Origin of the sequence: Exiguobacterium sp. s28, assembly GCF_018618135.1 — a bacterium.
Lineage (GTDB): Bacteria > Bacillota > Bacilli > Exiguobacteriales > Exiguobacteriaceae > Exiguobacterium > Exiguobacterium mexicanum_A.
In genome coordinates, this window is record NZ_JACSLL010000003.1 from 109,369 (window position 1) to 131,737 (window position 22,369).

The following is a 22,369-nucleotide window of genomic DNA, read 5'->3' on the forward strand; positions in this document are numbered from 1 at the left end:
CCTCATGGGCGCTCGCGGTTTTTTGTTCATTTATTCCAGTTGCGGAATCCGTCACCGAATTCAAGGTGGAGATCGTCGCCGAACACGCCGTTCTCGAACGTGGGTACGTCGACCGGGAGTTTGCCCGTCGGTTTGACTTCGCCGAAGATGGCGCGAATGCCGGCCGGGAGGTTCGGTCCTGCCGATTTGGCATTGCCCGCCTCTGAATCCGGTCCGTTCGGGTCACCTTTGAAGCCGTAGATGATGAGCTGGGCCGGTGCGTCCGGCTGAACCGCCACATCGTACGGGTTACGCAGACTGAGCAAGACTGACTTCTTGCCCGTCTCGTTGGCGTAACGGAACACTTCGGCCGGCACGTAGTTGTCAGCCGACGTCGATTTCAGCTTGGCGCTGTTGTTCACGTTCGAGCCGACGATGATATAGTCGGCCGCGTCGAGTTTTTCTTTCAATGCCGGGTTTTGATCCAAGTGCTTCGTCGATGCCGTATAGTTCGCGGCGATGACGTTCACGTCTTTCATGTTGCCGGCGTTCTTCTCGAGCGACTTGATCGTCTTGATCATGCTGTCCGTCTGGTCTTTCGCCGGTGACAAGACGAGGACCGTCTCACCCTTTTTCGGTTTGAACGGAAGCGTCTTGTCGTCGTTCTTCACGAGCGTGACGGCCGCCTCGGCGATTTCACGTTCTTTCGCTTTATGCTCGGCACTGCCGACGACCGCATTCGCCTCAGCGAGTTTCGCCTCGAGCGTCGTCGTGTCGACCGATTCTTGCCAAATGCCGCGTTCCGCTTTGAGCGTCAAAATCCGCTCGACCGCTGCATCAATCTTCTCTTCTGACAGGCGTCCATCCTCGACGGCCGCCATGACGTCTTCAAAGATCGTCTCGAGCTTCACGACGTCCGCGTTCGACCGTAAAATCGTCGGCATGAGCGCGATATCCACGCCCGCATCGAACGTCTTGATGACCGCTTCGGCTTCCGTGAAGTTATCGGCAATCGCCTGCATGTTCAAGGCGTCCGTGATGACGATCCCGTCATAGCCCATGTCTTCCCGTAACACGCCCGTGATGACGTCGTCCGAGAGCGTCGCCGGGAGCGGGAATGTGCCGCGCGGCGAGTTGACGACCTCATCCTCGATTTGTGGCATCCCGATGTGTGCCGTCATGATCATATCGATGCCTTCGGTGATGGCTCGTTTGAACGGCAACAGTTCGAGACCGCGCAAATCTTCGAGCGATTTGTCGACGATCGGAAGTCCGTAATGCGAGTCGACCGCCGTGTCACCATGACCTGGGAAATGCTTCGCCGTCGCAGCGACACCTTGGTCTTGAATTCCTTGTGTCATCGCCGAGCCGAGCTCGCCGACGAGTTCTGGGTCGCTCGAGAACGAGCGTACGCCGATGACCGGGTTGGCCGGGTTGTTGTTGACGTCTAGCACCGGACCGAAGTTGACGTTCACCCCGAGAGCGTTCAACTCCGAACCGATAATATTCCCCGCGTCGTATGCGTACTGGCTGCTCCGTGTCGCCCCGAGCGCCATGTTACCCGGCAAGTTCGTGCCCGTTCCGAGACGTGTCACGATTCCACCCTCTTGGTCGATCGTGATGAAGAGCGGTACGTCGTTGCTTTCGTCTTGTTTGACGACTTCTTGGAGGTCGTGGACGAGTTTCGTCGTCTGTTCGGTCTCGGTCACGTTTTCCGCGAACAAGATGACACCCCCGAGGTCAAACCGATCGACGACGCGCGCCACATCTGTCGCGAGTGCCGTATGGTTCGCCCCGTTCCATAATCGGAAGTCTGGCATGATCATTTGACCGAGCTTTTGTTCAAGCGTTATCGACGCGAGCTTGGCGTCCACACGCTGCTCAATCGACGTTGCTGGCGTCTCCTCCGCTACGACCGCAGTCGCCATCGGGACCGATGAGACGAGTAATGCTGTCGTTAGCCCCAGTGTCGCCGTCCAGTTCAATGCTTTGTTCATGTTCCCCACTCCTTTTTTGAAAGTTTCCCCGACCCCCAAACAAAAAGGCATGGAGGAAGAAGCGTTGCCTCACCAACGCTCGTTCACCCCATGCCTGATCGTATCAGTTACATATGGTCCTTATTCAGGTGGTCAACGTCAGTATAGCAATTCAAAAAATGGGAAACAACATTTCACATGAAAGCGTAACCATTTTGAAATATATGTTCTGTTTTGACACACATCCAAGCTGTATTGGCAAAGCCAATAATTTCGCTGGTTCGAATTCGTCCTCATCTTTGGTAAACTCTTTTTGTTAGGGGTTAACTTTCAAAAAGGGGGAAATCATCTTGGCACGAGGGGAACTGAAACGAAAGCCGGAATGGTTAAAGATTAAACTGAACACGAACGAGACATACACCGGTCTCAAAAAGATGATGCGCGAGAAAAATCTACATACCGTCTGTGAAGAGGCGAAATGTCCGAACATCCATGAATGCTGGGCCGTCCGCCGCACCGCGACGTTCATGATTCTTGGAAGCATCTGCACCCGCGCCTGCCGCTTCTGCGCGGTTACGACGGGCAAGCCGAACGAACTCGACTGGGAAGAACCGAAACGCGTTGCCGAGTCGGTCCGCCTCATGAACCTGAAGCACGTCGTCATCACGGCCGTCGCCCGCGACGACTTGAACGACTACGGAGCGACGGTATTCGCCGAGACGGTCCGCGCCGTCCGTGCCATGAACCCGGAGACGTCAATCGAAGTGCTCCCGTCCGATATGATGGGTGACTTCTCGGCGCTCCAGACGCTCATCGATGCCGGCCCGGACATCATGAACCATAACTTGGAGACGGTCCGTCGTTTGACACCGAGAGTCCGCGCCAAAGCGACGTACGACCGGACGCTCGAATTTTTAAAACGGTCGAAAGAACTGAACCCGGACATCCCGACGAAGTCGTCCATCATGGTCGGACTCGGCGAGACGAAGGAAGAGTTGATTCAAGCGATGGACGACCTCCGGGCCCATCACGTTGACATCCTCACGCTCGGCCAATACTTGCAGCCGACGAAGAAGCACCTCGACGTCGAGCGCTACTACCATCCAGATGAGTTCGCCGAGCTGAAAGAGATCGCGTTGGCGAAAGGCTTCTCCCACTGTGAGGCCGGACCGCTCGTGCGTTCCTCGTATCACGCGGACGAACAAGTCCACAAGGCACGTCGTCACACGATGTTGCCAATCGACTAAGAGAAAGAAGAGACGTTTATGATTGGAACGACATGGCATTTGCTTCATACCGCCCCGCTGTCCCCAGCCGAGAATATGGCTATCGATGAGGCCATCGCCGGCTGGGTCGCGCGCGGTGACGTAAAACCGACACTCCGTTTTTACGCCTGGGCCCCGCACGCCATCAGCGTCGGGCGCTTCCAACGGGCGACGCGCGATCTCGACCGCGACGCGCTCGTTTTAAATGGGATCCCGGTCGTCCGTCGTTTGACCGGCGGACGGGCCGTCTTGCACGCGGACGAGCTGACGTATAGCGTCATTCTCCCTGAGACGATGCCATCCTTGCCGACGAACGTCATCGAGAGCTATCGCCTCCTGACCGAAGGGGTGCGTCGCGGGTATCACGCACTCGGCGTCCCGGCCGAGTTCTCGGTGCCGTTGACCGAGGCCGACCGTGAGGCGCTTCGAAAACCGAAGTCGGCCGTCTGTTTTGACGCCGCCTCGTACTATGAGCTCGCCGTCGACGGGAAAAAGATTGCCGGGAGCGCCCAAGTGCGCCACCAGGGTGCCGTCCTACAGCACGGGTCGATTCCGTTATCGATTGACGATGACGTCTTGTTCGACTGCTTCAATCTCGAGGCCGATGCGAAGGCGGAGGCGAAAGCCCGCTTTGGTGACAAGGCCGTCTCCTTGAACGAGACGCTCGGTCGACCGGTCGCCTTCGACGAGGTCGCGGCGGCGTTCACGGACGGGTTCCGTGACGCATTCGACTTGACGTTCGAACCGCTGACGTTCACCGAGGCGCAGCAACAAGAGATTCAAGAGCTCGTCGCCAAATACGAGAGTGATGCTTGGACCTGGAAACGCTAAAAAAACGAGTCCTCCGACTCGTTTTTTTAGCGTTTGACCGCTCGATCTTCGCAATCATCTATCACGTTCCATTCGTTTTCGTTTGATCAAAAACCCGAGATAGGGTAGCCCTGTGAAAACAAGCCCAACTACGACGAACATCTGAATGATCCAAATAATCGCCTCAGCCGTTCCCGACCAGTCGAGTCGAAGCAATAACAGTGTCCCCACGAAAAGCATTAAGCAAGTAAATGCCGCCTTCCCCATAGGTCGCTCTACTTGCGCGTATTTCTCATGTGTCGTCTGTTGATCGGTATAAAGCGGCGTCGCGTCCGGACTGCCTTTGAACACATGAATCTCATCGCCGGTCGACGTGACATGTTCCCATCCGCTCGTGGCGAACAGCTCAAAGTAATCCTCGTCCGGTTGTTTGCGATAGTCAAGACTGTAGCGCACATCCATCGGCTCTCCTTCGACGAGTGTGTATCCGAGCGGCGCGAACTTCTCTAAATGCCAACCGCGCGCTGCCATCTGCTCCAACTTCTTCATTTCCCGCTCTTCGGCGAACGCCAGTCCCCAACTCGACATATATTTCCGTTTCATCGGTGTCCCTCCCCTTCCAAAATGAAGCGTGCATCGTCAACGATTGCTTGCCGTCGTTTCAAATCCTCGGCCACGAGTGCGCGGCCTTGGGTCGTAATCACATAACTCTTCTTCTTCCCGTCCCCGTCGAGCGGCTCGATGAGCTGTGCGTTCACGAGCTTTTTGATAATCGTATACATCGACGCCGGGCCAATCTTGATTCGCCCCTTCGTCAACTCCTCGACGAACTGCATAATCAAGTAGCCGTGACGCGCCTCGGTCAAGGCGAGGAGAATGTAGAACATGCTGTCGGTCAATTCTCCGAGTTCGATTGTGTCATTACGTGGCATCTTGCCACCTCCTATATCATTCATTGATATATCTTACCCTCACTATATATCGTTGAATGATATATGTCAATAAATGATATAAAAAAGCCGCAGACAGTTCGTCTGCGACCTCGTCAGCTCGTGACGTAATCTAAATCGTGCAAGATGTACGCTAAAAAGAACAACATGCTCGGGTTCTCGTAGCGCATCTGCACTTTACGAAGTTGCTCCCGATACGTGACCTCATACTCAGCCCCGTTCATCTTCCGCTCCATGTTCATCTTGATGAGCGCGTCGAGTTTGTCCATCATATCGACGAGCATGCCTTCATACGTATCGTCTTTCGAATCGGCCATATAGCGGCGGAACGCCGGCTGCATATAGTCCGGGAGGAGCGACAAGAGCGCCTCGCTCTCGGTCCGTTCGTACGCCTCGAACGCCGCACCGGTCTCGGCGGTCGAATGTTTCACCGGGCCGAGCACGTCCCCGGTCACCCCTTCGACGAGGTCGTGACAGAGAAGACGGGCCGTCAATTCGGCGACATCGACGTCGATGTCATACTTCTCGCGCTCCAACAAGCCGCTGAACAGCCCGAGCGCGGCCGCCCGGAATCCATGGATGGCGTCGTTATCGTCAATCGTATTGAAACGGCCTTTCCAGCGCCTTACGCTGTCCATCCGCATGACGTTCTCGATGAACGTCGCCACGTCGGTCTCCGCCTCGACTTGTTCGTAGAGCCAGCGGACCGATTCGAGCGGATGATTGCGCAAGGCTGCTTTCATCTCTTCAAGCTTCGCGACGAAATGGGGCGAGCCGTGTCCGACTTCGCGCCGCACGAACAGCATCGCGTCGAACGAGTCGATGCCGTCGACGAGCCGTCCTTCAAATGAGTCGTCCTCCGCCTCGACGAGAAAACGATAGAAATGCGGCCGCAGCGACTGCGATAGTAACTCGACGAGGCCGAGACTCGCCGTCCGCTCCATCCGTTCGATATGTTCTTTGAGCGTCGGTTCTTTTTTCGTCCGATGCATGATCGGTCCGGTCTGCACCTCGTTCATATCATGGAACAACGCCTTCCCGAGCACGTCGAGCAAGTTGACGTCCTGTCCTTTGTTCTCTTCGTAGTATGCGGCAATTAAGCTGAAGACAGCGACGCGGAAACTGTGGCTTGCCGCGTTATCATGATAATGCGGCGCATACTCGTCCCAGCGTTGCACGTTTTGCATGCGTGTCATCTTGCGGATAAACGTTCCGTTATGCATCAAATTCCTCCTTGGTTCAGTCGCTCCCACGAGTCATCGTGACAGACGATGTACAGCATGTCGTTCGTCTTAAGCGTTGTGTCGAGCTCCGTCGCATAATCGAGACGGTCGTTGACGGCGATCAACGTGACGCCTTGGTGCATCAAGCTCTCCGCAGCGTCCCGGATGGTCGCCCATTCCGGTTTCGGCGCGAGCGCCTGGATGTTGCCGCCTGACTGTTTGCTGAGCAGCTGACGGAAAATCGATGTCGTCCCCGGTTGCAGCGTCGCTTTCGCCATGAGGAGTGACACCGAGTCGTTCGCGAGAATAAAGTCGTCAATCCGAACGTGTTTGAATTTCGAGATGTTCCGTTCCTCGCACACCTCGACGACCGTATGCAAATCGACGCCGCGTTCAGACGACAGCGCTTCGACCGCGGACGCGATGAGCAATGATTTTCCGTCGGCGAGGAGTGTCTCCGTGATGCGGGCATCCGCGAAGATGGCGATGCGGCGCGCCTTTAAAATATTGGCCTGCAAGAGTACGGCCTCGTCCGACGCGTCACCGTGGACGAAGTGAACGTTATCGTGGTCGTACGGTTCTTCCATCAACTGATCAATCAAGACGATCTCAGCCTTTGGCTCATAGATGAGCACTTCATCGATTGCTTTCTTTGTCTTCGGCGACCAGCCGATGTAGACGTAATGCCCTTCTCCTCGATACACTAACTTCCCCTCCCGTTTTAACCGTTGAAACGTCGCACCGACTTCAACGAGTTTTCCAATCAACGCCCCGATAATCCCGATCCCGAACAGGAACAAGAAAATCCCGAGCCAACGTCCCGCGACCGATGTCGGGAAAAAGTCACCATATCCGACGGTCGTGAGCGTCGTCATCGTCCACCAGAATGAGTCGAACATCGACGGGAACGTCTCCGGTTCAAGCACAAATCCGAGGACGGTACCGGTCAAGATGATGACGAGTGATGCCAAGACGACGTTTAAAAACGATAATTTCGATAATCCGCGCCAGACACGAAAAAAGATATGCACAGAAAAACCCCTCCTTTTCCTATATACTAGAGACAACTTACTTGATTTACGAAACCACCTCACGTTCGGTTTCGTATAGAAAGAAAAAAGAAAGGACGACGTCATGAACTCAATCGTTTTAGAATATCGACTCTATAAAAATGAACTTTCGTTCGAGCCACTCTACCATTATACATCGCTCGGCCTCGATGAAGTACTCGCCCGCCGCGAATGCGAATTTTTCGTCAAGGACGGCATGACCTACAAACAGCGCTCATCGGCGCTCGAAGGCGAGCAATATTTCTTGATTTACGTCGACCGCTACACGGAAGGGCCCGTCGACAAGCACGAGACGACCGACATTAAAGTGGAAATTCGGACGCTCGACGACCGATTCGACAACCCGATGCTCGAGGCGTATTACGTCGATCGGCATCTCGACGCACTCGCCATGCTCGGCAGTCAATACTTGTACGTCGCCGGCAAAGAGTATGAACGCGACTCGGCCGAGACGGACGAAGATCGTGGCGTCTATGTCATTTACGTTACCCCTACAGGTTATACATTGGAGGAATCAACATGAAGACAAGCAAAAAAATCTTGAGCGGTCTGTCGGCTGCTGTCTTGACCGCATCGTTAGCGGCTTGTGGTACCGACGAAACAGAACAAGCGACGTTACCTGAAGAACCGACCGGCTACGAGTGTGACGATTGGGATTGGGATGACGAAACGGAGTCATATTACTGTGACGATGATCGCTCGCCTCACTTCGGTAGCTTTTTCTTGCTCGGCAGCCTCTTTAACTCAAAGAGTGCCTTGAAGAACTCATCAGCGTATAAGAATTACCGCTCAAACGGCGGCGCCAGCAGCATCACCCCGAACAAATCAAACTCAGGCTCCAACTCGGGACTCGGCAGCGGCTCAAAAGGCGGCTTTGGGGGATGAAGCGAGACGCACTGTTTGGCCAAATCCCTTTCTTTTGGCCTGACTTGAATGACGAAGAGTACGCCCTTTACGACTGTCTCGCCATGTCGGATGACGTGGTGAGGCAGATTCGTGAGGCGACGCGTGACGTCGATGCGATTTTCCGCAAGACGAACCGTCTGCTTCGGACGCTCCCGGACGATACGCTCCGCCTGATCGGTTATCCTGAGGCGAGCCTGCCGTTCCTGCGCGACAAGGCGATCCCGCAAGAGACCATTATCGGTCGCTATGACTGGATCGTTAAAGACGACACGCTTAAACTGATGGAATTCAACGCCGACACACCGACGTTCATCAAAGAACTGTTCGATGTGAACGGCTATGTGACGACAGAATTCGGACTCGACGATCCGAACGCGGCGTCGACCGAAGAGCTCAAGGCCGAACTTCGAAAAGCCGTCATCGCAGCATGGCAACGACTCGACCGGGACGGGGCACCGAAAATCGTCTTCACGGCCCACGATGACAACATCGAGGACAAATGGACGACGCGTTTCCTTCAAGAGACGCTCGACTTGCCGTCAGAGTTCGTCCCGCTCGACCGGTTACTCGTCGAGGCGGATGGCGTGTTCACACCGACTGGGGAACGGATCGACGTCTTGTATCGTCAGACGTACCCGATTGAACACTTGGTCGACGACCGGGCACCCGATGGAGATTTGATCGGCATCCGCCTGCTCGAACTGAACGCGGCCAAACACGTCTCGCTGCTCAATCCGCTCTCGGCCTTCCTTATGCAGTCCAAAGGCGTCCAAGCGCTCATTTGGGAACTGTATGAGGCCGATACATATTTTGACGAAGCGGAGCGTTCCATCATCACAACGTATTTTTTACCGACGTATCTCGAAGCCGAGCCGTTTATCGGCCAGAGCGCGTACGTGCAAAAGCCCGCTTTCGGACGGGAAGGCGACTCGGTCATCCTCTATGACCAAGCCGGTGTCCCGTTCCATAAAGAGGCGCTCCAGACGTACGCCGACGAAACGGCGGTGTATCAACAGTTCATCGAGTTGCCGACCCGTCTGACGAACACGGTCAACGGCCCGCTCGAGACACACTACATGGTCGGCTGTTTTTGCTTGAACGGCCATCCGTCCGCCCTCGGCGTCCGCGCCGGCAGCATGATCACGAACAACCAGTCTTACTACTTAGCCATCGGCACAACAAAGGAGAATAACTTATGACGTTCATCACGCTCGATTCCATCTTGAGCTTCCTCGCTCACCTCGGTACAGGGTTTGGCCTGATTTTAGGCGGACTCGTCGTCTTCGCCCTCACGACGAAATACTCGGAACGTAAACTGATTAAAGAAGGCAACGTCGCCGTCGCGCTGAAACTTTGGGGGAAAGCGATCGGACTCGCCATCGTCATCTACACGGTGTGGGCGAACAGTGTCAACCTGCTCGACGCCTTCATCTGGGGACTCGTCGGGATTCTCGCCCAAGTGCTCGCCTTCTGGACGTTTGAATACATTCTGACGCCAGGCGTGAACTTAGAGAAAGAAGTCGAGAACGGCAACCTCGCCGTCGGGATCAGTCTGTTCTCCGCCTCACTCGTCGTCGGTATTATCGTCGCCGCGAGCTTGACGTACTGAATAACCTCTAACTGTTTCAATCGACAAAGAACGGCCATGATTTCCACTTTCGAGAAATCATGGCCGTTCTTTGTTCACACGTTATTTAAGACAACCTTCTAGAATCTCCATTGACTTGATAGATGGTTTGTCCGTTCGCAAATGTCCACAGAGTGTTTCCATTTGGTTTTGAAGGACCGTTTCTTCCAAGTACCATCGCAGCCGTAGCACTGGCACTCCCTTGAATTGGCTTCATAACCGTATATCCGTGACTATTTTTTTGGAGATGGCCACTTTGCTCGAGCGCATAGATATTTTCAAGCATCCATCCCTCGTTACCGTGGTTACTCGTAACCTGTGTTCCGGCTACTAACACGGAACGGGCGTTTCGTTTTTTAGTCCCATCATAATGAGCGCGCCCTAAATCACCAATAAAAACATTTGGCGTCACCATATCGATATCTGATGGCCGAACTGTCAGTTTTTTCATACATATTTCCTCCCTTGAAGTTGTTTTCCCGCTGGATTCCTGCCCCTCATTATAATTTTGCTTCAATCCGCTGCAGAACATTTAAAATTTCAGTCAATAACTGTTCAGTAGATTGATGCGCCTGTTCGTTCATCGTTATGTTCGACACGACCTGAATCTCTTCTTGTAAAATTGAGTTTAATCCTTGTTCAAACGCAACGGCCCATGTGGTGTGGTTCGCCAATTTAAATTCTTTGACATTTTTGAACATTCGAACATGCTCGTCTGAGAATTGTTGACGATTTCCAATCAATCCACGCTTTCTCAAATGCTGTTTGAAGAAACGAACGTTCCCAATCTTATCATGTACGATTTCTACAAATTCTAAATCACTGTAATGCCTCATCCGTTCTCGGCCCCTCCCTACAAAAAAACATTCGTTGACTTTTATTAAATTCATTATAAATCAACAAAATTTTTTTGTCGAGTTGTTTTTAGATTAACGATATGACAAATAAAAAAACTCCCACATTTAATGTCATGAGTCAAAAACTAAACCGTTTGACCATGTTTAAAAAGGGGAGTCTCATTTGAATCGTTGATCATTCAATTCTAGAAAGTTAGAAAGAATTAAGCTTTTGCAAGTACGGCCGATGGACCGAAGAACTCGTAACGGGCTTGTGGAATCGTTTGGACGACCGTCTCCATCATCGCGGTCGGACCGCACGTGTAGACGTCGTGTCCCTCGACATCAAGTGCTTCGAGTTGTTTTGCACTCATACAGCCTGATACGTCATCGACGTGCGTGATGAGCTGAAGACCAGCGTTCACGAGTTCATCGAGCTCTTCACCGAGCGGACGGAGGTTCGTGCTACGGACCGCGTGCAACAACGTGACTGAACGCCCTTGGCCGAGTGCCGTTTTCGCCATGTTGAAGAGCGGTGTGATACCGATCCCGCCAGCGACGAGTGTGAGCGGGCGGTCCGTGTCTTCAAGCACGAATTCACCAGCCGGCGCGCTCACTGGAATTTCCGTGCCGACCGTCTGCTCGTGGAGCCAGTTTGAGACGAGCCCTTCCGCTTTCGGAGCGATCCAGTAGCCGTCTTCTGTCGTCTCGACGACGCTATATTGACGATGGTGCAAGATGTCTTCCCCAGCGATACGAGCTTGGACCGAGATGTATTGACCTGGGATGGCCGTCCCGACGACGCCATCGTTCGCTTTGATTCGGAATCGTTTCACTTCCGGCGTGTCTTCGATCACTTCAGCGACCGTGAACGGTTTGAAACCAATCCATGGCGCATCGGCATACATCTGTTTCTCGAGTGAGATGAAGACGTCGGCGATGACACCATATGCTTTCGCCCACGCGTCAATGATGTCCGGCGTGGCTGCTTCACCGAGCACGTCTTGAATCGCGCCGAGTAAGTTCTCGCCGACAATCGGATAATGTTCCGGACGGATGTTCAAGCTCTTATGTTTATGAAGCGCCGGTTGGATGGCCGGAAGAATCGCTTCGAGACGATCGATATGGACGGCTGCCGCGTAGACAGCGTTGGCGAGCGCCTCTGGCTGACGACCGCGTTTTTGGTTCGTATGGTTGAAGAAGTGGCGGACTTCTGGGTTGTTTTCGAACATGCGCTTATAGAAGTGACTCGTGATGGCAACACCGTGGTCTTTCAAGACCGGTGCTGTTGCTTTGACGATATCCATGGTTTGTTGATCTAACATATTGTTTCCCCCTTTTTGAAAGTACACGTCCATTATGTGAGGTAAGTCACTTCAAAAGCAATATATAAAATACTTGTTTAGACACAAGTTCAAATTTCCGCCTTGAATCCGCCACGCTTTTTTCACATCTTCCATCGTCGCGCTTTCGTCAGATGTCTTGTACAATGAACGGATGAAGAGGTGAAACATCATGCGGCTCACGCAAACGTGCGATTACGCACTCCGAACACTCATGTATAGCGCCACGTTCTCCCATCGTCTCGTGACGATTCAAGAAGTGGCGGATCAATATCAGATTTCAAAGAATCACGTCATGAAAGTCGTCTATGAGCTCGGCAAGCACGGTTATCTCGAATCGGTGCGCGGCCGTGGCGGCGGTTTCCGACTCGCCCGACCGATGGAGGACATCAACGTCGGCGACGTCGTCCGGACGATGGAACCGTTCGAGCTCGTCGAATGTTTCGGCGAGGGACGATGTGTCATCGCGCCCGCATGCGATTTGCGGAGCGTCTTGAACGAGGCGATGCTCGCCTTCCTGCACGTGCTCGACCGCTACACGATTGCCGACCTCGTCGCTAACCGGACGAACGAACTGGCCATGTTGCTAGGCATACAAAACCCGACGGACTGAAATAGTCTGTCGGGTTTTCCTGTTATAGCGGCTTCAATTTGGCTTCGATCTCGGCTCGTCGTGGCTCGAGAAACGGCGGCAGCGCCAAGCGTTCTCCGAGCGTCTCGAGGGATTCGTCGGTCGTAAAACCAGGTCCGTCCGTCGCGAGTTCCACCAAAATCCCGCTCGGTTCGCGGAAATAAATCGATTTGAAATAATAACGGTCGATCAGACCTGAATGACTGATGCCGAATGAATCGAGCCGCTCGACCCAACGCGCCATCTCCAAATCATCCTCGACGCGGATTGCGACGTGGTGGACACTACCCCGGCCCGGGCGCTCCGATGGCAAATCGGGACGGTCGACGAGATGAATCTCTGTCGCCACACCGCCATCCCCCGTCTCGAACACACGAACCGATTGACCGTTTCGCTCGAACTCAGACACGAAGCGATATCCGAGCACGTCCGTCAGCACCCGTTCCGTCTTCTCAATTCGCCGCACCGTCCACTCGCTAAATCCGAGGCCGAAGACGGCGACGTCCGCCGGCACCGGTCCGTTTTTCCACGGCGTCCCTGACCCGCCCTCGACGAGACAGAGCCGTTGTCCTTCCTCATCTTCGAAGTAGAGCGTTGGCCGCCCTAGTACATCCTCTACCGGATCATGAAGTACACCGAATTCGGAAAATCGCTCAAGCCAGTACGACATTGCCCCTTCCGGCACCCGGAGCGCCGTCCGTGAGATGCTGCTCGATCCTTTATACGTCTGTCCGAGAAACGGTAGCTCGAAGAACGTTAAATCCGTCCCCGGTGTCCCCGATTCATCTGCGTAAAACAAGTGGTACATCGACGGATCGTCTTGGTTGACCGTCTTTTTGACAAGCCGCATCCCGAGGACTTCCGTATAGAATCGCAAGTTCTTCAACGCGTCCCCCGTCATCGCCGACACGTGATGTTGTCCTATAATCGCCTTCATCCAACTTCTCCCCTTTCGACTTTGATTATATTGTACCATCCACAAATAAGTAAAGTTAGCTTTACATTAAGTAAAGTTTATTTTACACTGAGGATAGAAATAAGAAATGAGGTGGCGGCATGCCATTAATCAATCGCGTCAAAGAGTTGCGGGCCCGGCATCAATTGACCCAAGGCGACTTGGCAGCCAAGGTCGGTGTGACGAGACAGACGATCATCTCGCTCGAAAAAGGGAGCTACACCCCGTCGCTTCTGCTGGCGATGCAAATCGCCCGCGTGTTCGAGGAACCGGTCGAATCTATTTTCACAATCGAGGAGGAAACAAATTGAAACACGTCGTCATCCAATCCATCTCCAGCATCATCTTGTACGTCCTGATGGCATTTCTGTTCAGTTCGTTCTTGTCTGACGTGTCGACCGTCATCGAGACCGACCGATTCGAAATTGAGTTTAACTTATTGCCGCTCTTGCTGTTAGTCGGCTTCTTCATCGTTTGGACGGTCTATTCGTTCAAGACGCGCCCGAACCAAAATTTAAGCTTCGGCCAATGGTCGGTCCGGATGACGGAATTTAGCGAAGTCGACGAGCGGGAACAAATCATCACGGCGAAAGCGACGAAAGCGGCCTACGTCTCGTTCGGGATCACCGTACCGCTCCTCATGGCGTCGTTCATGTTTTATCCGCTGTTCGAGAATGCGCTCCCAGCCTATCCGATTTACGCGCTCGCCTCGACACTGATCATCTCGACACTCGTCTACATGACGACTTGGATCCGCGCCTATACCCATTAAGGAATTCACATCGAATTCCTTTTTTTGTGTCGATTTTTCGTCGAGTCGTTCCCTACGATTGCGAATTCGGTCACGTCGTGCTTATATATAACTAAATGGTTATATACTAAATGTGTTGAAGGAGTCTTTCATCGTGAAAACCATCGATTTGACGACCGGTCAGGTTCAACGCGTCATCGTGGCGCTCGCCCTTCCGCTCGTCGGCAGTTCGCTTTTACAGTTCACCTATAGTCTCGTCGATATGTTCTGGGTCGGCGCGCTCGGCAGCGATGCCGTCGCCAGCATCGGCGCGGCCAGTTTTTATATCATGCTCGGTCAGGCGATTCAATCGCTCATCGTCGTCGGTGCCGGCATCAAAGTGTCGCAAGCCGTCGGACGGCGGGATCAAGAGTTGATTCAGCGCTACGTCCGGGCTGGGAGGCGAATGAACCTCGGGATCGGACTGTTGTTCGTCGTCCTCCTCGCCGTACTCGGCCAGACGCTCATCGGCTTTTTGAACATGAACGCACCGGCTGTCGAACGATTGGCTTACAGCTATTTGCTCGTCAGTGCACCGATGCTCGTGTTCTCGTTCTTCAACTTGCTGTTCGCCCGTCTGTTCAGTGCCTATGGCAATACGACGACGGCAATGCGTATCAACGCGACCGGGGTCACCCTCAATATGATCCTGTCACCGCTCTTCATCTATCCGCTCGGACTCGGCGTCGTCGGGGCCGGTCTCGCGACGCTCGTCGCGAACGTCGTCATGTTCGGTTTCTTCTGGCACCGAGCCCGCGCTTTATTCGATTGGGAGGAGACGGTCGAACCAAATCGCACGGACTATAAAGAAATTCTTCGCCTCGGTTTCCCGATGGCGACCCAGCGCGTCTTGTTCACGGTCATCAGCATTATCCTCGCCCGCATGATCGGTTCATACGGGACCGAAGCGATCGCGGCCCAGCGCATCGGGCTTCAAATCGAGTCGATCGCCTATATGATGATCGGTGGGCTGAACGGCGCCATCGCGAGTTATACGGGACAAAATCTCGGCGCCCGCAAAGTCGACCGGGTCCATGAAGGCTACCGGGTGACAACGCGGCTCGGTGTCTTGTATACCGGGCTGATCACCCTCGTGTTTTTATTCGTACCGGACGTCCTGATCGGGCTGTTCGTCGATGATCCGAGAACGATTGACATTGGCGCGAATTATTTACGGATCATCGGGATCTCGCTCATCTTCGCCTCCTTCGAGATGATCGGGAACGGTTATTTCTCGGGGCTCGGTCTGCCGAAGATCCCAGCGACAATCTCAATCGTCTTCACCGTCGCCCGCATCCCGCTCGCGCTTGCCCTCGAGCCCTATCTCGGTCTCGATGCTATTTGGTGGAGCATCGCCATCTCAAGCATCGTCAAAGGGCTCGTCTCCGTACTCTATGTCCGACTAATGAAAAAGGAAGTGACTTCCCTTGCAGAAGCGATTTAATCAACTAAGCAAACAACTGTTGCACGGGCGTTTCGCCATCGAGCGTGAGATGCTCCGCGTGACACCTGAAGGGACGCTCGCCGTAACGAAGCATCCGGCAGGACTCGGTGACAAGGCGACGCACCCGTATATCACGACCGACTTCTCGGAAAGTCAGATTGAACTAATCACCCCGACGTTTCCGACCGTCGAAGCGGCGCACAATTTCTTAGAAACACTGTACGACGTCACGGCACTGAACATCGGCGATGAACGGCTTTGGCCACAGTCGATGCCGTGCGCGCTTCCGGACGGCGGGGTCATCCCGCTCGCGGATTTCGGCAATTCAGGACTCGAGGCCGGCCGCTATCGGGAACACCTGCTCCAAAAATACGGGGCGAAAAAACAGCTCATCTCGGGCATCCATTTCAACTTCTCGTTCGCAGACGAGTTGATTGCCGCCCTCTATGAAGGATCGCCGGAACGCTACGACCGTTTCAAGAACGACCTTTATTTAAAACTCGTCCGCAACTATTTACGGACGCGTTGGCTCGTCGTCTATCTGTTAGGCGGGACACCGGCTGTCCATACGAGCTATGAAGAACGTTGCGTCAGTCAAATGCAGGCACTCAGCGAGGACGTGTATTCGAATACGACGGCGTTGTCGTACCGGAATAGTGACTGCGGCTACACGAATGTCGAGCCGCTCTATCCGGACTATTCAACGCTCTCGGACTACACCGCGAGCGTGCGCCGCTTCATCGCCCAAGGTGACATCGCCAACCCGAACGAGCTCTACTCTCCGATTCGGCTGAAGACGTCACGGGGCGGCAATGACTTGGAACGACTGGAGACGAACGGCATCGATTACATCGAGATTCGTAACATCGACCTCAACCCGTTCGAGAAGACCGGCATCGCCCTGTCCGACTTGAAGTTCCTGCACGTCTTCTTGCTCTACTTGACGTTGAAAGACGAGACACGATTTACGGACTGGCAAGCCGAGGCGTTCCACAACCAGCAACGCGTGGCGAAAGAAGGCCTATCCCCAACGCTCTTGCTGTACCGCGATGGCGAGGCGGTGCCGCTTCAGACGTACGCACGCGATTTGCTCGACGAGATTGAAGCGTTCAATGACCGATACGCACTCGGGTTCGATGATGTCTTCGCCTCTGTCCGGGATCGGATTGACCATGTCGAGGCGACTTACGCGTCGCGGCTTACTTCCGCCATGACGACAGACGGCTACACGTCCTGGTCGCTCCGGCAAGCCGAAATGTTCTATCAAGATGCGTACGCTAACCGGTTCCGGATGCACGGCTACACGGATATGGAGCTGTCGACGCAGATTTTGATGAAGGCGGCCTTGAAACGCGGCTATGCCGTCGACGTGATTGACCGGGATGATCAGTTCATCCGAATCCGGAACGGTAACCAGACCGAATACGTCAAACAAGCGACGAAGACGTCGAAAGATAACTACGTCTCTGTCCTCATGATGGAAAATAAGACGGTAACGAAACACATACTCGCCGAACAGGGCATCCGGGTGCCGAGCGGGATCGAACTCCGGAGTGAAGTCGATTTACAAGACGCCTGGTCTACGTTCGCGAACCAGCCGATCGTCTTGAAACCGAAATCGACGAACTTTGGCATCGGCATCCACATCTTCAAGGACGGCACGACGTTCGACGAGACGCTCGAGGCGTTCCGTCACGCCCGTACGTTTGACGACGTCGTCCTGCTCGAGACGTTCCTGCCCGGGAAAGAGTATCGTTTCCTCGTCATCGGAGACGAAGTCGCAGGCATTTTACACCGCGTCCCGGCGAACGTGACCGGGGACGGTGTGTCGACGATCCGTGAGCTCGTCGCCAAAAAAAATGAGGATCCTCTCCGGGGCAAAGGTTATAAGACACCGCTCGAAAAAATCGACATCGATGACATCGTCGTGGCTTTTCTCCGTTCTCAAGGCAAGACACCGGACAGTGTCCTCGCCGATGGTGAGCTCGTCTTCTTGCGTGAGAACTCAAACATCAGCACAGGCGGTGACAGCATCGACTATACGGATCGAATCGCCGACTTCTATAAACAGATTGCGGTCGATTCAGCAAAAGCGATCGGTGCGACGATTTGCGGCGTCGATATGATGATTCCCTCACTTGATGGAGATATCGACTATGGCATCATCGAGCTGAACTTCAATCCGGCCATCCATATCCACGCCTTCCCTTACGAAGGCAAGGAACGGCCAATCGGCGAGACCGTGCTCGATTTGTTATTTGACGGAAAAGGTTGAAGAGGTCCATGAATCGGGAATAGAGACTACATTGATTAGACAGATGTATCTTCTTTCTCGAGAAAGGGGTCTTTCCAATGGAAAAAGTGAAATCTCAAGTCGAAGGCAACACGTTAGTTGTCGAACGAAGTTTCAACGCACCGCGTGAGCTCGTGTTCGAGGCGTTCTCGACACCGGCCCATCTCGAATCCTGGTGGGGGCCGGCTGGATGGAAGACGGAGATTCGAACGTTCGAGTTCGAACCTGGAGGCACGTGGCATTACAAAATGACGTGTGTCGACAAGGATCAAGGCGACTATTATGGTATGGAATCATGGGGGAAATCGACGTTTCTCGAGATTGATTCGCATCGAAAAATCGTCTACACGGATGCGTTCTCGGACGCAGACGGGCACGTCAATCCAGAACTTCCCGTCATGACAATTACCAATGAGTTCATCGATATCCCAAACGGCACGCTGTTCATCAGCCGCTCCGAATTCACGGACGCCGAGTCGCTCCAGCAAGTCGTCGAGATGGGGGCCGTCGAAGGCTTTTCTTCGCAGCTCGAACGGCTCGACGCCATCGTCTCCAGATAACGACAAGCACCGCTCCTCATCCGAGGCGCGGTGCTTGTTTGTCGTCAAAATAAAAAGTAACTGACAATCAAAATCAACGTGAAAATGAACACCATCCCGATGGCGAGCGCGACGAGGCTCATCTTCGCTGACTTGAACTGCTGAGAGTTGATCGTATGCACCTTTTTCAAATACGACCGGGTCCCGACGAGAATCGTCGCAATGCCGAAAATAATCGACAAGATGCCGATCGCCGTAATCAATTGGTGCTCGGCCCCGCTCAAATTTTCACTTCGATAGTAGTGGAAGTTCGTCACGAGAAAACCGATTCCGATGACCGTGATGGCCGTCCGAATCCAGGCGAGGAACGTCCGCTCGTTGGCGAGATGTTGCTGGATGTACTGCGAATCGACCGTCTTCTCTAAATCAAGTTTCATAACTCTCCCTCTTTCTAGCTGTCATCGTCGATCAACCGTTTTTTAAGCATAACGCGATCGGCTTCAGACTAATGCCAAGTGTCTCTCCAATCTCGATATTGCCGCAACCGAGCATCGTCAAACGTATCACTTCCGGTTCTCTTTCTTCTTCCATCATATCCCCGCGGGTAAATGATGCCAACTATTGTGAATACACAAACCGGACGTGATGCATCCACGTCCGGCCGAATTCATTATTTTTTTGTCTGTTCAGACAATACTTCGACCGTCGCTTGCATATATTTGAGCCCGTGTTGAACCGATGGCTCTTTCAGCCAACGAATGAGCGAGAACAACGTGATGTTGCGGTCGTCGCTTTCGGCCCGTGTTCGGATTTCTGTGAGCATCGCGCGCGTGACGTCGGCTTTCTCTTTTACCGGTGCGACATATTCATCGACCCGTTGACCAATCAATTCTCGTGTCTGCTCGTCCGCGTAGACGTCTTGTGCGAAAGCGAGCACCTGTTCAAGCTGATTCGTCACCTGAAGCAACATCGGCAACTTCTCAGCGAGCTTGACCGCAGCCTCGAGCGTCTCGACCTGTAAATTCGACGAGTCAAGGAGCGTGTCGAGTTTGTCTTTCACGTGTTGATCGTTCATCGTCGCCATCCCGAAATCGACGGCGTCTTCGAGGCGGCGCAGCGACTTTTCAATTTCGGGCAACCGTTCGACGAGGGAGACGAGCGCTTGCTCGACGTCCGGCCGCGTCAATACAGATTCTAATGTCTGATCTTTCGTTGTGGTATGTTCCATCGTCTTCTCCCCCTTTTTCACATCGTCCCTTTCAACATCCCGTTCCAATACATGACCGGAAGAAAGTCTTTTTTCAAGATGTACATGCTGTGGCGTTCTTTCGCCTGATTGAACGGCATCGATTCTTGTGGTACTTTTTCATAATCGAATTCGGCCAAGATGAGCTTGTTGTATCCTGTGACGATTGGACAAGACGAGTAACCATCATACGACGCGACCGGGACTTGACCATACATGAGATCGCTCACATTTTTAGCGACGACGGGTGCTTGTTTCCGAATCGCAGCCCCTGTCTTCGACGTTGGTAAATTCGTGCAGTCGCCGAGTCCGAAGACGTTTTTATATTGTTTATGTTGAAGCGTGTACATATCGACATCGACCCATCCACCCGCGTCTGCAAGCTTGCTCTCTCGAATGAATGCCGGTGCTTGCATCGGTGGCGTGACATGAATCATGTCATAGCGCACTTCGAACATTTCACCACTATCCAAATTCTCGAAGACGGCAAGTTTGTTATCTGCTTGAATCTCGATCAGATTGACGCGGAAATGTGTATCAATCCGTTTTCGTTCGAGTACTTTTTCGAGCGCCTCCCGATACTTTGCAACGTCAAAGATGGCCGGGTTGGCCGACCCGAAGACGATTTTACTGTGATCACGGACACCTGTTTTCACAAAATAGTCTTCTGCCAAGTACATGATTTTTTGTGGGGCTCCGCCACACTTCACGGGTGATGCCGGGTGCGTGAACAACGCGGTACCGCCCTCAAAACCCCTAAGGGTATCCCACGTGTAGTCGACGTGTTTATACGAGTAGTTGCTGCATACTTGTTTCGTGCCGAGCGCTGCTTCTAACCCTTTGATTCGACCCCAATCGATCTCAATCCCCGACGCGACGACCAAGTAGTCGTAGTGAATCGTCCCATTGACGGCGGTTTCGACCTGATTGGTTTCTGGGTCGAAGCTGACCACCTTGTCCTGAAGCCATTTCGCACCTTTTGGGATAAGTGTCGCCATGTCTCGCTCCGACTCTTCTTTTTCTACTGCGCCTGCTCCGACGAGCGTCCAAAGCGGCTGATAGTAGTGTTTCGTTTCAGGATCAATCAACAAAACTTCATCGACTAAATGATGTTTTTCGCGAAGCAGGCGAGCGGCGACGCTGATCCCTCCGGTACCGGCCCCGACGATGACTACTCGATAATGTGTACGCATCATGCAATTCCCCTTTCATTTCTATAAATGATAACCAGTGAATTCCCCCACATCTTCACCCGAATTGAAAGCGCATACATTTAATAAGATAAATCTTTTCCCGGACGATATGGATTAACCCTATTATACCACAGGGGGTATAATGGGGTTAATGATTCTCACTCTTCCTCTCTATTTTTGTCCGCACTCGAAACATCGTTCCTCGATGGGAGGTTGTTATTGTTGATGGAAAGTACCTCGAACAATCTGTCGAGCCGCGCCGTGTCAACCTCTAAAAAGCCGTCACCGATACTAATCTCGGTCGAACAATAGCCGTTATGCGGCACGACATAACCGGTGATGCCGATTCCTGTCTCCGTCTGGACACGTTCGATCCAACTTGAAACAGCTTCCGTACTGCCGTTCATATGAAGATGGAACATGTTCGTCACTGGCACGTCCGGTGTCGTCCACACCCCGTCAAGCGCATTGAAGCGGTGTGCGAGAGCTTTGGCTTGTTCGACATACGTCCCCATCTTGTCTTTCCGTAGCTCATAGTAATAGTCGGCCGGGATGATGTATGGATATAGTCCAATCAAATCACCGCCGTACCGACGTTTCCATATTCTCGCCTCGTCACAGAACGGTTTCGGTCCGGCCAAGATAGCCCCGGCAATACCGCCGATTCCTTTATAGAAAGAGACGTAGACGCTATCGAACAGCGCGCATACGTCCTCCGCCGTCTTCCCATAATACGGGAGCGTCTCGAGGAGGCGTGCTCCGTCGAGATGCAGACGAATCCCCCGCTCCCGGCAATACTGACTGATTGTCTCAAGCTCTTTAAACGGGGGCAAATAGCCCCCGAGTTCCCGTTGCGGCAACTCGATCAACAGGCAAGCGACGTCCGGTAACGCCCTCACTTCGTCGAGCGTCATCAACCGGTCGTCGTCCCCAATTAAAATCGGTTCGAGGTGATGCAACTCCTTCAACCCGTCCTGTTCGTGAATCTCCAAGTGACAGAGCGGATGATAGGCGACGTTTCGATTTTCGGTCTCGTCCGCCCAAATCCGTAAGGCGATTTGTTGTGCCATCGTGCCGCTCGGGAAGAAAATCGCATCCTCCATGCCCAGTTCTTGCGCCATTTTTTGCTCGAAGCGCGCGATGACCTCGCCCGTCCCGTAGTGGTCGCTCGCCTGATTCGGGTCGACCTCGGCGAACGCCTGCTGCAACACGCCGACGGTCCGTTTCCCGTGACCGCTCAGTTGATACGACGTCTGTTGATATGATGTCCGTAAATCCATGTCATTCCCTCCA

At 53.4% G+C, this 22,369-nt stretch carries 26 protein-coding genes; 12 read left to right on the forward strand and 14 right to left on the reverse strand.

Annotation, left to right across the window (positions count from 1 at the left end):
* Positions 1–26: 26 nt before the first annotated feature.
* Positions 27–1,976: a glycoside hydrolase family 3 protein gene (locus tag KNP78_RS04950; RefSeq protein WP_214823375.1), complete on the reverse strand. Its 1,950-nt coding sequence runs from the start codon at positions 1,974–1,976 to the stop codon at positions 27–29.
* A gap of 326 nt (positions 1,977–2,302) precedes the next feature.
* Here KNP78_RS04950 and lipA point away from each other — a divergent pair, with 326 nt between their 5' ends.
* Entirely contained in the window at positions 2,303–3,202 is a 900-nt protein-coding gene (gene lipA, locus KNP78_RS04955) for a lipoyl synthase (protein WP_328585781.1), read from the forward strand.
* Positions 3,203–3,220: 18 nt separating this feature from the next.
* The gene (locus KNP78_RS04960) at positions 3,221–4,051 is read left to right on the forward strand and encodes a lipoate--protein ligase family protein (RefSeq protein WP_214823376.1); all 831 of its coding nucleotides are present in this window, start codon (positions 3,221–3,223) and stop codon (positions 4,049–4,051) included.
* A gap of 54 nt (positions 4,052–4,105) precedes the next feature.
* Here KNP78_RS04960 and KNP78_RS04965 read toward each other — a convergent pair whose 3' ends face one another.
* From KNP78_RS04965 to KNP78_RS04980, 4 genes are all read right to left on the reverse strand, one after another.
* The gene (locus tag KNP78_RS04965) at positions 4,106–4,633 is read right to left on the reverse strand and encodes a DUF2812 domain-containing protein (RefSeq protein ID WP_214823377.1); all 528 of its coding nucleotides are present in this window, start codon (positions 4,631–4,633) and stop codon (positions 4,106–4,108) included.
* Positions 4,630–4,962: a PadR family transcriptional regulator gene (locus KNP78_RS04970; protein WP_214796623.1), complete on the reverse strand. Its 333-nt coding sequence runs from the start codon at positions 4,960–4,962 to the stop codon at positions 4,630–4,632. The genes KNP78_RS04965 and KNP78_RS04970 overlap by 4 nt, the downstream gene beginning before the upstream one ends.
* A gap of 113 nt (positions 4,963–5,075) precedes the next feature.
* Complete coding sequence (locus KNP78_RS04975; RefSeq protein ID WP_214823378.1) at positions 5,076–6,203, reverse strand: YfbR-like 5'-deoxynucleotidase; 1,128 nt, start codon at positions 6,201–6,203, stop codon at positions 5,076–5,078.
* Positions 6,203–7,234 carry an ion channel gene (locus KNP78_RS04980; RefSeq protein ID WP_214823379.1) on the reverse strand — a complete coding sequence of 344 codons (1,032 nt, stop codon included), beginning with the start codon at positions 7,232–7,234 and terminating at the stop codon, positions 6,203–6,205. Before KNP78_RS04980 ends, KNP78_RS04975 begins: the two co-directional genes overlap by 1 nt.
* 103 nt (positions 7,235–7,337) lie before the next feature.
* Between KNP78_RS04980 and KNP78_RS04985 the strand changes: the two genes are divergently transcribed.
* From KNP78_RS04985 to KNP78_RS05000, 4 genes are read left to right on the forward strand one after another with little or no spacing between them, the layout of a single operon-like run.
* On the forward strand, positions 7,338–7,796 hold the full coding sequence (locus KNP78_RS04985; RefSeq protein WP_021066042.1) for a hypothetical protein: 459 nt from the start codon (positions 7,338–7,340) through the stop codon (positions 7,794–7,796).
* On the forward strand, positions 7,793–8,158 hold the full coding sequence (locus tag KNP78_RS04990; protein ID WP_021066041.1) for a hypothetical protein: 366 nt from the start codon (positions 7,793–7,795) through the stop codon (positions 8,156–8,158). Before KNP78_RS04985 ends, KNP78_RS04990 begins: the two co-directional genes overlap by 4 nt.
* Positions 8,155–9,378, forward strand: coding sequence for a glutathionylspermidine synthase family protein (locus tag KNP78_RS04995; RefSeq protein ID WP_214753620.1), 1,224 nt, complete (start codon positions 8,155–8,157; stop codon positions 9,376–9,378). Before KNP78_RS04990 ends, KNP78_RS04995 begins: the two co-directional genes overlap by 4 nt.
* On the forward strand, positions 9,375–9,788 hold the full coding sequence (locus tag KNP78_RS05000; protein WP_214753618.1) for a DUF350 domain-containing protein: 414 nt from the start codon (positions 9,375–9,377) through the stop codon (positions 9,786–9,788). The genes KNP78_RS04995 and KNP78_RS05000 overlap by 4 nt, the downstream gene beginning before the upstream one ends.
* 85 nt (positions 9,789–9,873) lie before the next feature.
* On the opposite strand, the gene KNP78_RS05005 is transcribed toward KNP78_RS05000, so the two are convergent.
* The 3 genes from KNP78_RS05005 to KNP78_RS05015 all read right to left on the reverse strand — a co-directional run bounded on the left by KNP78_RS05005 (position 9,874) and on the right by KNP78_RS05015 (position 11,967).
* Positions 9,874–10,257, reverse strand: a complete 384-nt coding sequence (locus KNP78_RS05005) for a hypothetical protein (protein ID WP_214753616.1) — start codon at positions 10,255–10,257, stop codon at positions 9,874–9,876.
* A gap of 49 nt (positions 10,258–10,306) precedes the next feature.
* Positions 10,307–10,642, reverse strand: coding sequence for a hypothetical protein (locus KNP78_RS05010; RefSeq protein ID WP_214753614.1), 336 nt, complete (start codon positions 10,640–10,642; stop codon positions 10,307–10,309).
* Between the two features lie 224 nt (positions 10,643–10,866).
* On the reverse strand, positions 10,867–11,967 hold the full coding sequence (locus tag KNP78_RS05015) for a globin domain-containing protein (protein ID WP_214753612.1): 1,101 nt from the start codon (positions 11,965–11,967) through the stop codon (positions 10,867–10,869).
* Positions 11,968–12,157: 190 nt separating this feature from the next.
* Here KNP78_RS05015 and KNP78_RS05020 point away from each other — a divergent pair, with 190 nt between their 5' ends.
* On the forward strand, positions 12,158–12,598 hold the full coding sequence (locus KNP78_RS05020) for an RrF2 family transcriptional regulator (protein WP_021066036.1): 441 nt from the start codon (positions 12,158–12,160) through the stop codon (positions 12,596–12,598).
* A 22-nt stretch (positions 12,599–12,620) separates the two neighbouring features.
* Here the strand turns inward: KNP78_RS05020 and KNP78_RS05025 are convergent, their stop codons facing one another.
* Positions 12,621–13,553 carry a ring-cleaving dioxygenase gene (locus KNP78_RS05025; protein ID WP_214753610.1) on the reverse strand — a complete coding sequence of 311 codons (933 nt, stop codon included), beginning with the start codon at positions 13,551–13,553 and terminating at the stop codon, positions 12,621–12,623.
* Between the two features lie 119 nt (positions 13,554–13,672).
* Between KNP78_RS05025 and KNP78_RS05030 the strand changes: the two genes are divergently transcribed.
* The 5 genes from KNP78_RS05030 to KNP78_RS05050 all read left to right on the forward strand — a co-directional run bounded on the left by KNP78_RS05030 (position 13,673) and on the right by KNP78_RS05050 (position 18,658).
* Complete coding sequence (locus tag KNP78_RS05030) at positions 13,673–13,882, forward strand: helix-turn-helix transcriptional regulator (RefSeq protein WP_021066034.1); 210 nt, start codon at positions 13,673–13,675, stop codon at positions 13,880–13,882.
* A complete protein-coding gene (locus KNP78_RS05035) occupies positions 13,879–14,343 on the forward strand; it encodes a hypothetical protein (protein ID WP_214753608.1) in 465 nt (154 codons plus the stop codon). Before KNP78_RS05030 ends, KNP78_RS05035 begins: the two co-directional genes overlap by 4 nt.
* A gap of 112 nt (positions 14,344–14,455) precedes the next feature.
* Positions 14,456–15,805, forward strand: coding sequence for an MATE family efflux transporter (locus KNP78_RS05040; RefSeq protein ID WP_353048162.1), 1,350 nt, complete (start codon positions 14,456–14,458; stop codon positions 15,803–15,805).
* Complete coding sequence (gene gshAB / locus KNP78_RS05045) at positions 15,789–18,080, forward strand: bifunctional glutamate--cysteine ligase GshA/glutathione synthetase GshB (RefSeq protein ID WP_214753605.1); 2,292 nt, start codon at positions 15,789–15,791, stop codon at positions 18,078–18,080. The genes KNP78_RS05040 and gshAB overlap by 17 nt, the downstream gene beginning before the upstream one ends.
* A gap of 77 nt (positions 18,081–18,157) precedes the next feature.
* A complete protein-coding gene (locus KNP78_RS05050) occupies positions 18,158–18,658 on the forward strand; it encodes an SRPBCC family protein (RefSeq protein ID WP_214753603.1) in 501 nt (166 codons plus the stop codon).
* Between the two features lie 44 nt (positions 18,659–18,702).
* Here the strand turns inward: KNP78_RS05050 and KNP78_RS05055 are convergent, their stop codons facing one another.
* From KNP78_RS05055 to KNP78_RS05070, 5 genes are all read right to left on the reverse strand, one after another.
* The gene (locus tag KNP78_RS05055; protein ID WP_021066029.1) at positions 18,703–19,074 is read right to left on the reverse strand and encodes a YidH family protein; all 372 of its coding nucleotides are present in this window, start codon (positions 19,072–19,074) and stop codon (positions 18,703–18,705) included.
* Positions 19,075–19,105: 31 nt separating this feature from the next.
* Entirely contained in the window at positions 19,106–19,228 is a 123-nt protein-coding gene (locus KNP78_RS15740) for a helix-turn-helix domain-containing protein (protein WP_256440861.1), read from the reverse strand.
* A 79-nt stretch (positions 19,229–19,307) separates the two neighbouring features.
* Positions 19,308–19,865 carry a hypothetical protein gene (locus KNP78_RS05060; protein WP_214753601.1) on the reverse strand — a complete coding sequence of 186 codons (558 nt, stop codon included), beginning with the start codon at positions 19,863–19,865 and terminating at the stop codon, positions 19,308–19,310.
* A 17-nt stretch (positions 19,866–19,882) separates the two neighbouring features.
* Positions 19,883–21,079, reverse strand: a complete 1,197-nt coding sequence (locus KNP78_RS05065) for an NAD(P)/FAD-dependent oxidoreductase (RefSeq protein WP_371819183.1) — start codon at positions 21,077–21,079, stop codon at positions 19,883–19,885.
* 155 nt (positions 21,080–21,234) lie between these two features.
* The gene (locus KNP78_RS05070) at positions 21,235–22,356 is read right to left on the reverse strand and encodes a threonine aldolase family protein (RefSeq protein ID WP_214753599.1); all 1,122 of its coding nucleotides are present in this window, start codon (positions 22,354–22,356) and stop codon (positions 21,235–21,237) included.
* Positions 22,357–22,369 lie beyond the last annotated feature (13 nt).

What these genes read in the sequence shown, in the direction of transcription:
- KNP78_RS04965 (WP_214823377.1), bottom strand. Translation starts at nt 4,633, where the DNA reads ATGAAACGGAAATATATGTCGAGTTGGGGACTGGCGTTCGCCGAAGAG.
- KNP78_RS05055 (WP_021066029.1), bottom strand. Translation starts at nt 19,074, where the DNA reads ATGAAACTTGATTTAGAGAAGACGGTCGATTCGCAGTACATCCAGCAA.
- KNP78_RS04950 (WP_214823375.1), bottom strand. Translation starts at nt 1,976, where the DNA reads ATGAACAAAGCATTGAACTGGACGGCGACACTGGGGCTAACGACAGCA.
- KNP78_RS04990 (WP_021066041.1), top strand. Translation starts at nt 7,793, where the DNA reads ATGAAGACAAGCAAAAAAATCTTGAGCGGTCTGTCGGCTGCTGTCTTG.
- KNP78_RS05005 (WP_214753616.1), bottom strand. Translation starts at nt 10,257, where the DNA reads ATGAAAAAACTGACAGTTCGGCCATCAGATATCGATATGGTGACGCCA.
- KNP78_RS05015 (WP_214753612.1), bottom strand. Translation starts at nt 11,967, where the DNA reads ATGTTAGATCAACAAACCATGGATATCGTCAAAGCAACAGCACCGGTC.
- KNP78_RS05030 (WP_021066034.1), top strand. Translation starts at nt 13,673, where the DNA reads ATGCCATTAATCAATCGCGTCAAAGAGTTGCGGGCCCGGCATCAATTG.
- KNP78_RS04975 (WP_214823378.1), bottom strand. Translation starts at nt 6,203, where the DNA reads ATGCATAACGGAACGTTTATCCGCAAGATGACACGCATGCAAAACGTG.
- KNP78_RS05020 (WP_021066036.1), top strand. Translation starts at nt 12,158, where the DNA reads ATGCGGCTCACGCAAACGTGCGATTACGCACTCCGAACACTCATGTAT.
- KNP78_RS04960 (WP_214823376.1), top strand. Translation starts at nt 3,221, where the DNA reads ATGATTGGAACGACATGGCATTTGCTTCATACCGCCCCGCTGTCCCCA.
- KNP78_RS05070 (WP_214753599.1), bottom strand. Translation starts at nt 22,356, where the DNA reads ATGGATTTACGGACATCATATCAACAGACGTCGTATCAACTGAGCGGT.
- KNP78_RS04985 (WP_021066042.1), top strand. Translation starts at nt 7,338, where the DNA reads ATGAACTCAATCGTTTTAGAATATCGACTCTATAAAAATGAACTTTCG.
- KNP78_RS05025 (WP_214753610.1), bottom strand. Translation starts at nt 13,553, where the DNA reads ATGAAGGCGATTATAGGACAACATCACGTGTCGGCGATGACGGGGGAC.
- KNP78_RS04995 (WP_214753620.1), top strand. Translation starts at nt 8,155, where the DNA reads ATGAAGCGAGACGCACTGTTTGGCCAAATCCCTTTCTTTTGGCCTGAC.
- KNP78_RS05060 (WP_214753601.1), bottom strand. Translation starts at nt 19,865, where the DNA reads ATGGAACATACCACAACGAAAGATCAGACATTAGAATCTGTATTGACG.
- KNP78_RS04970 (WP_214796623.1), bottom strand. Translation starts at nt 4,962, where the DNA reads ATGCCACGTAATGACACAATCGAACTCGGAGAATTGACCGACAGCATG.
- KNP78_RS05050 (WP_214753603.1), top strand. Translation starts at nt 18,158, where the DNA reads ATGGAAAAAGTGAAATCTCAAGTCGAAGGCAACACGTTAGTTGTCGAA.
- KNP78_RS15740 (WP_256440861.1), bottom strand. Translation starts at nt 19,228, where the DNA reads ATGGAAGAAGAAAGAGAACCGGAAGTGATACGTTTGACGATGCTCGGT.
- KNP78_RS05010 (WP_214753614.1), bottom strand. Translation starts at nt 10,642, where the DNA reads ATGAGGCATTACAGTGATTTAGAATTTGTAGAAATCGTACATGATAAG.
- KNP78_RS05065 (WP_371819183.1), bottom strand. Translation starts at nt 21,079, where the DNA reads ATGATGCGTACACATTATCGAGTAGTCATCGTCGGGGCCGGTACCGGA.
- KNP78_RS05000 (WP_214753618.1), top strand. Translation starts at nt 9,375, where the DNA reads ATGACGTTCATCACGCTCGATTCCATCTTGAGCTTCCTCGCTCACCTC.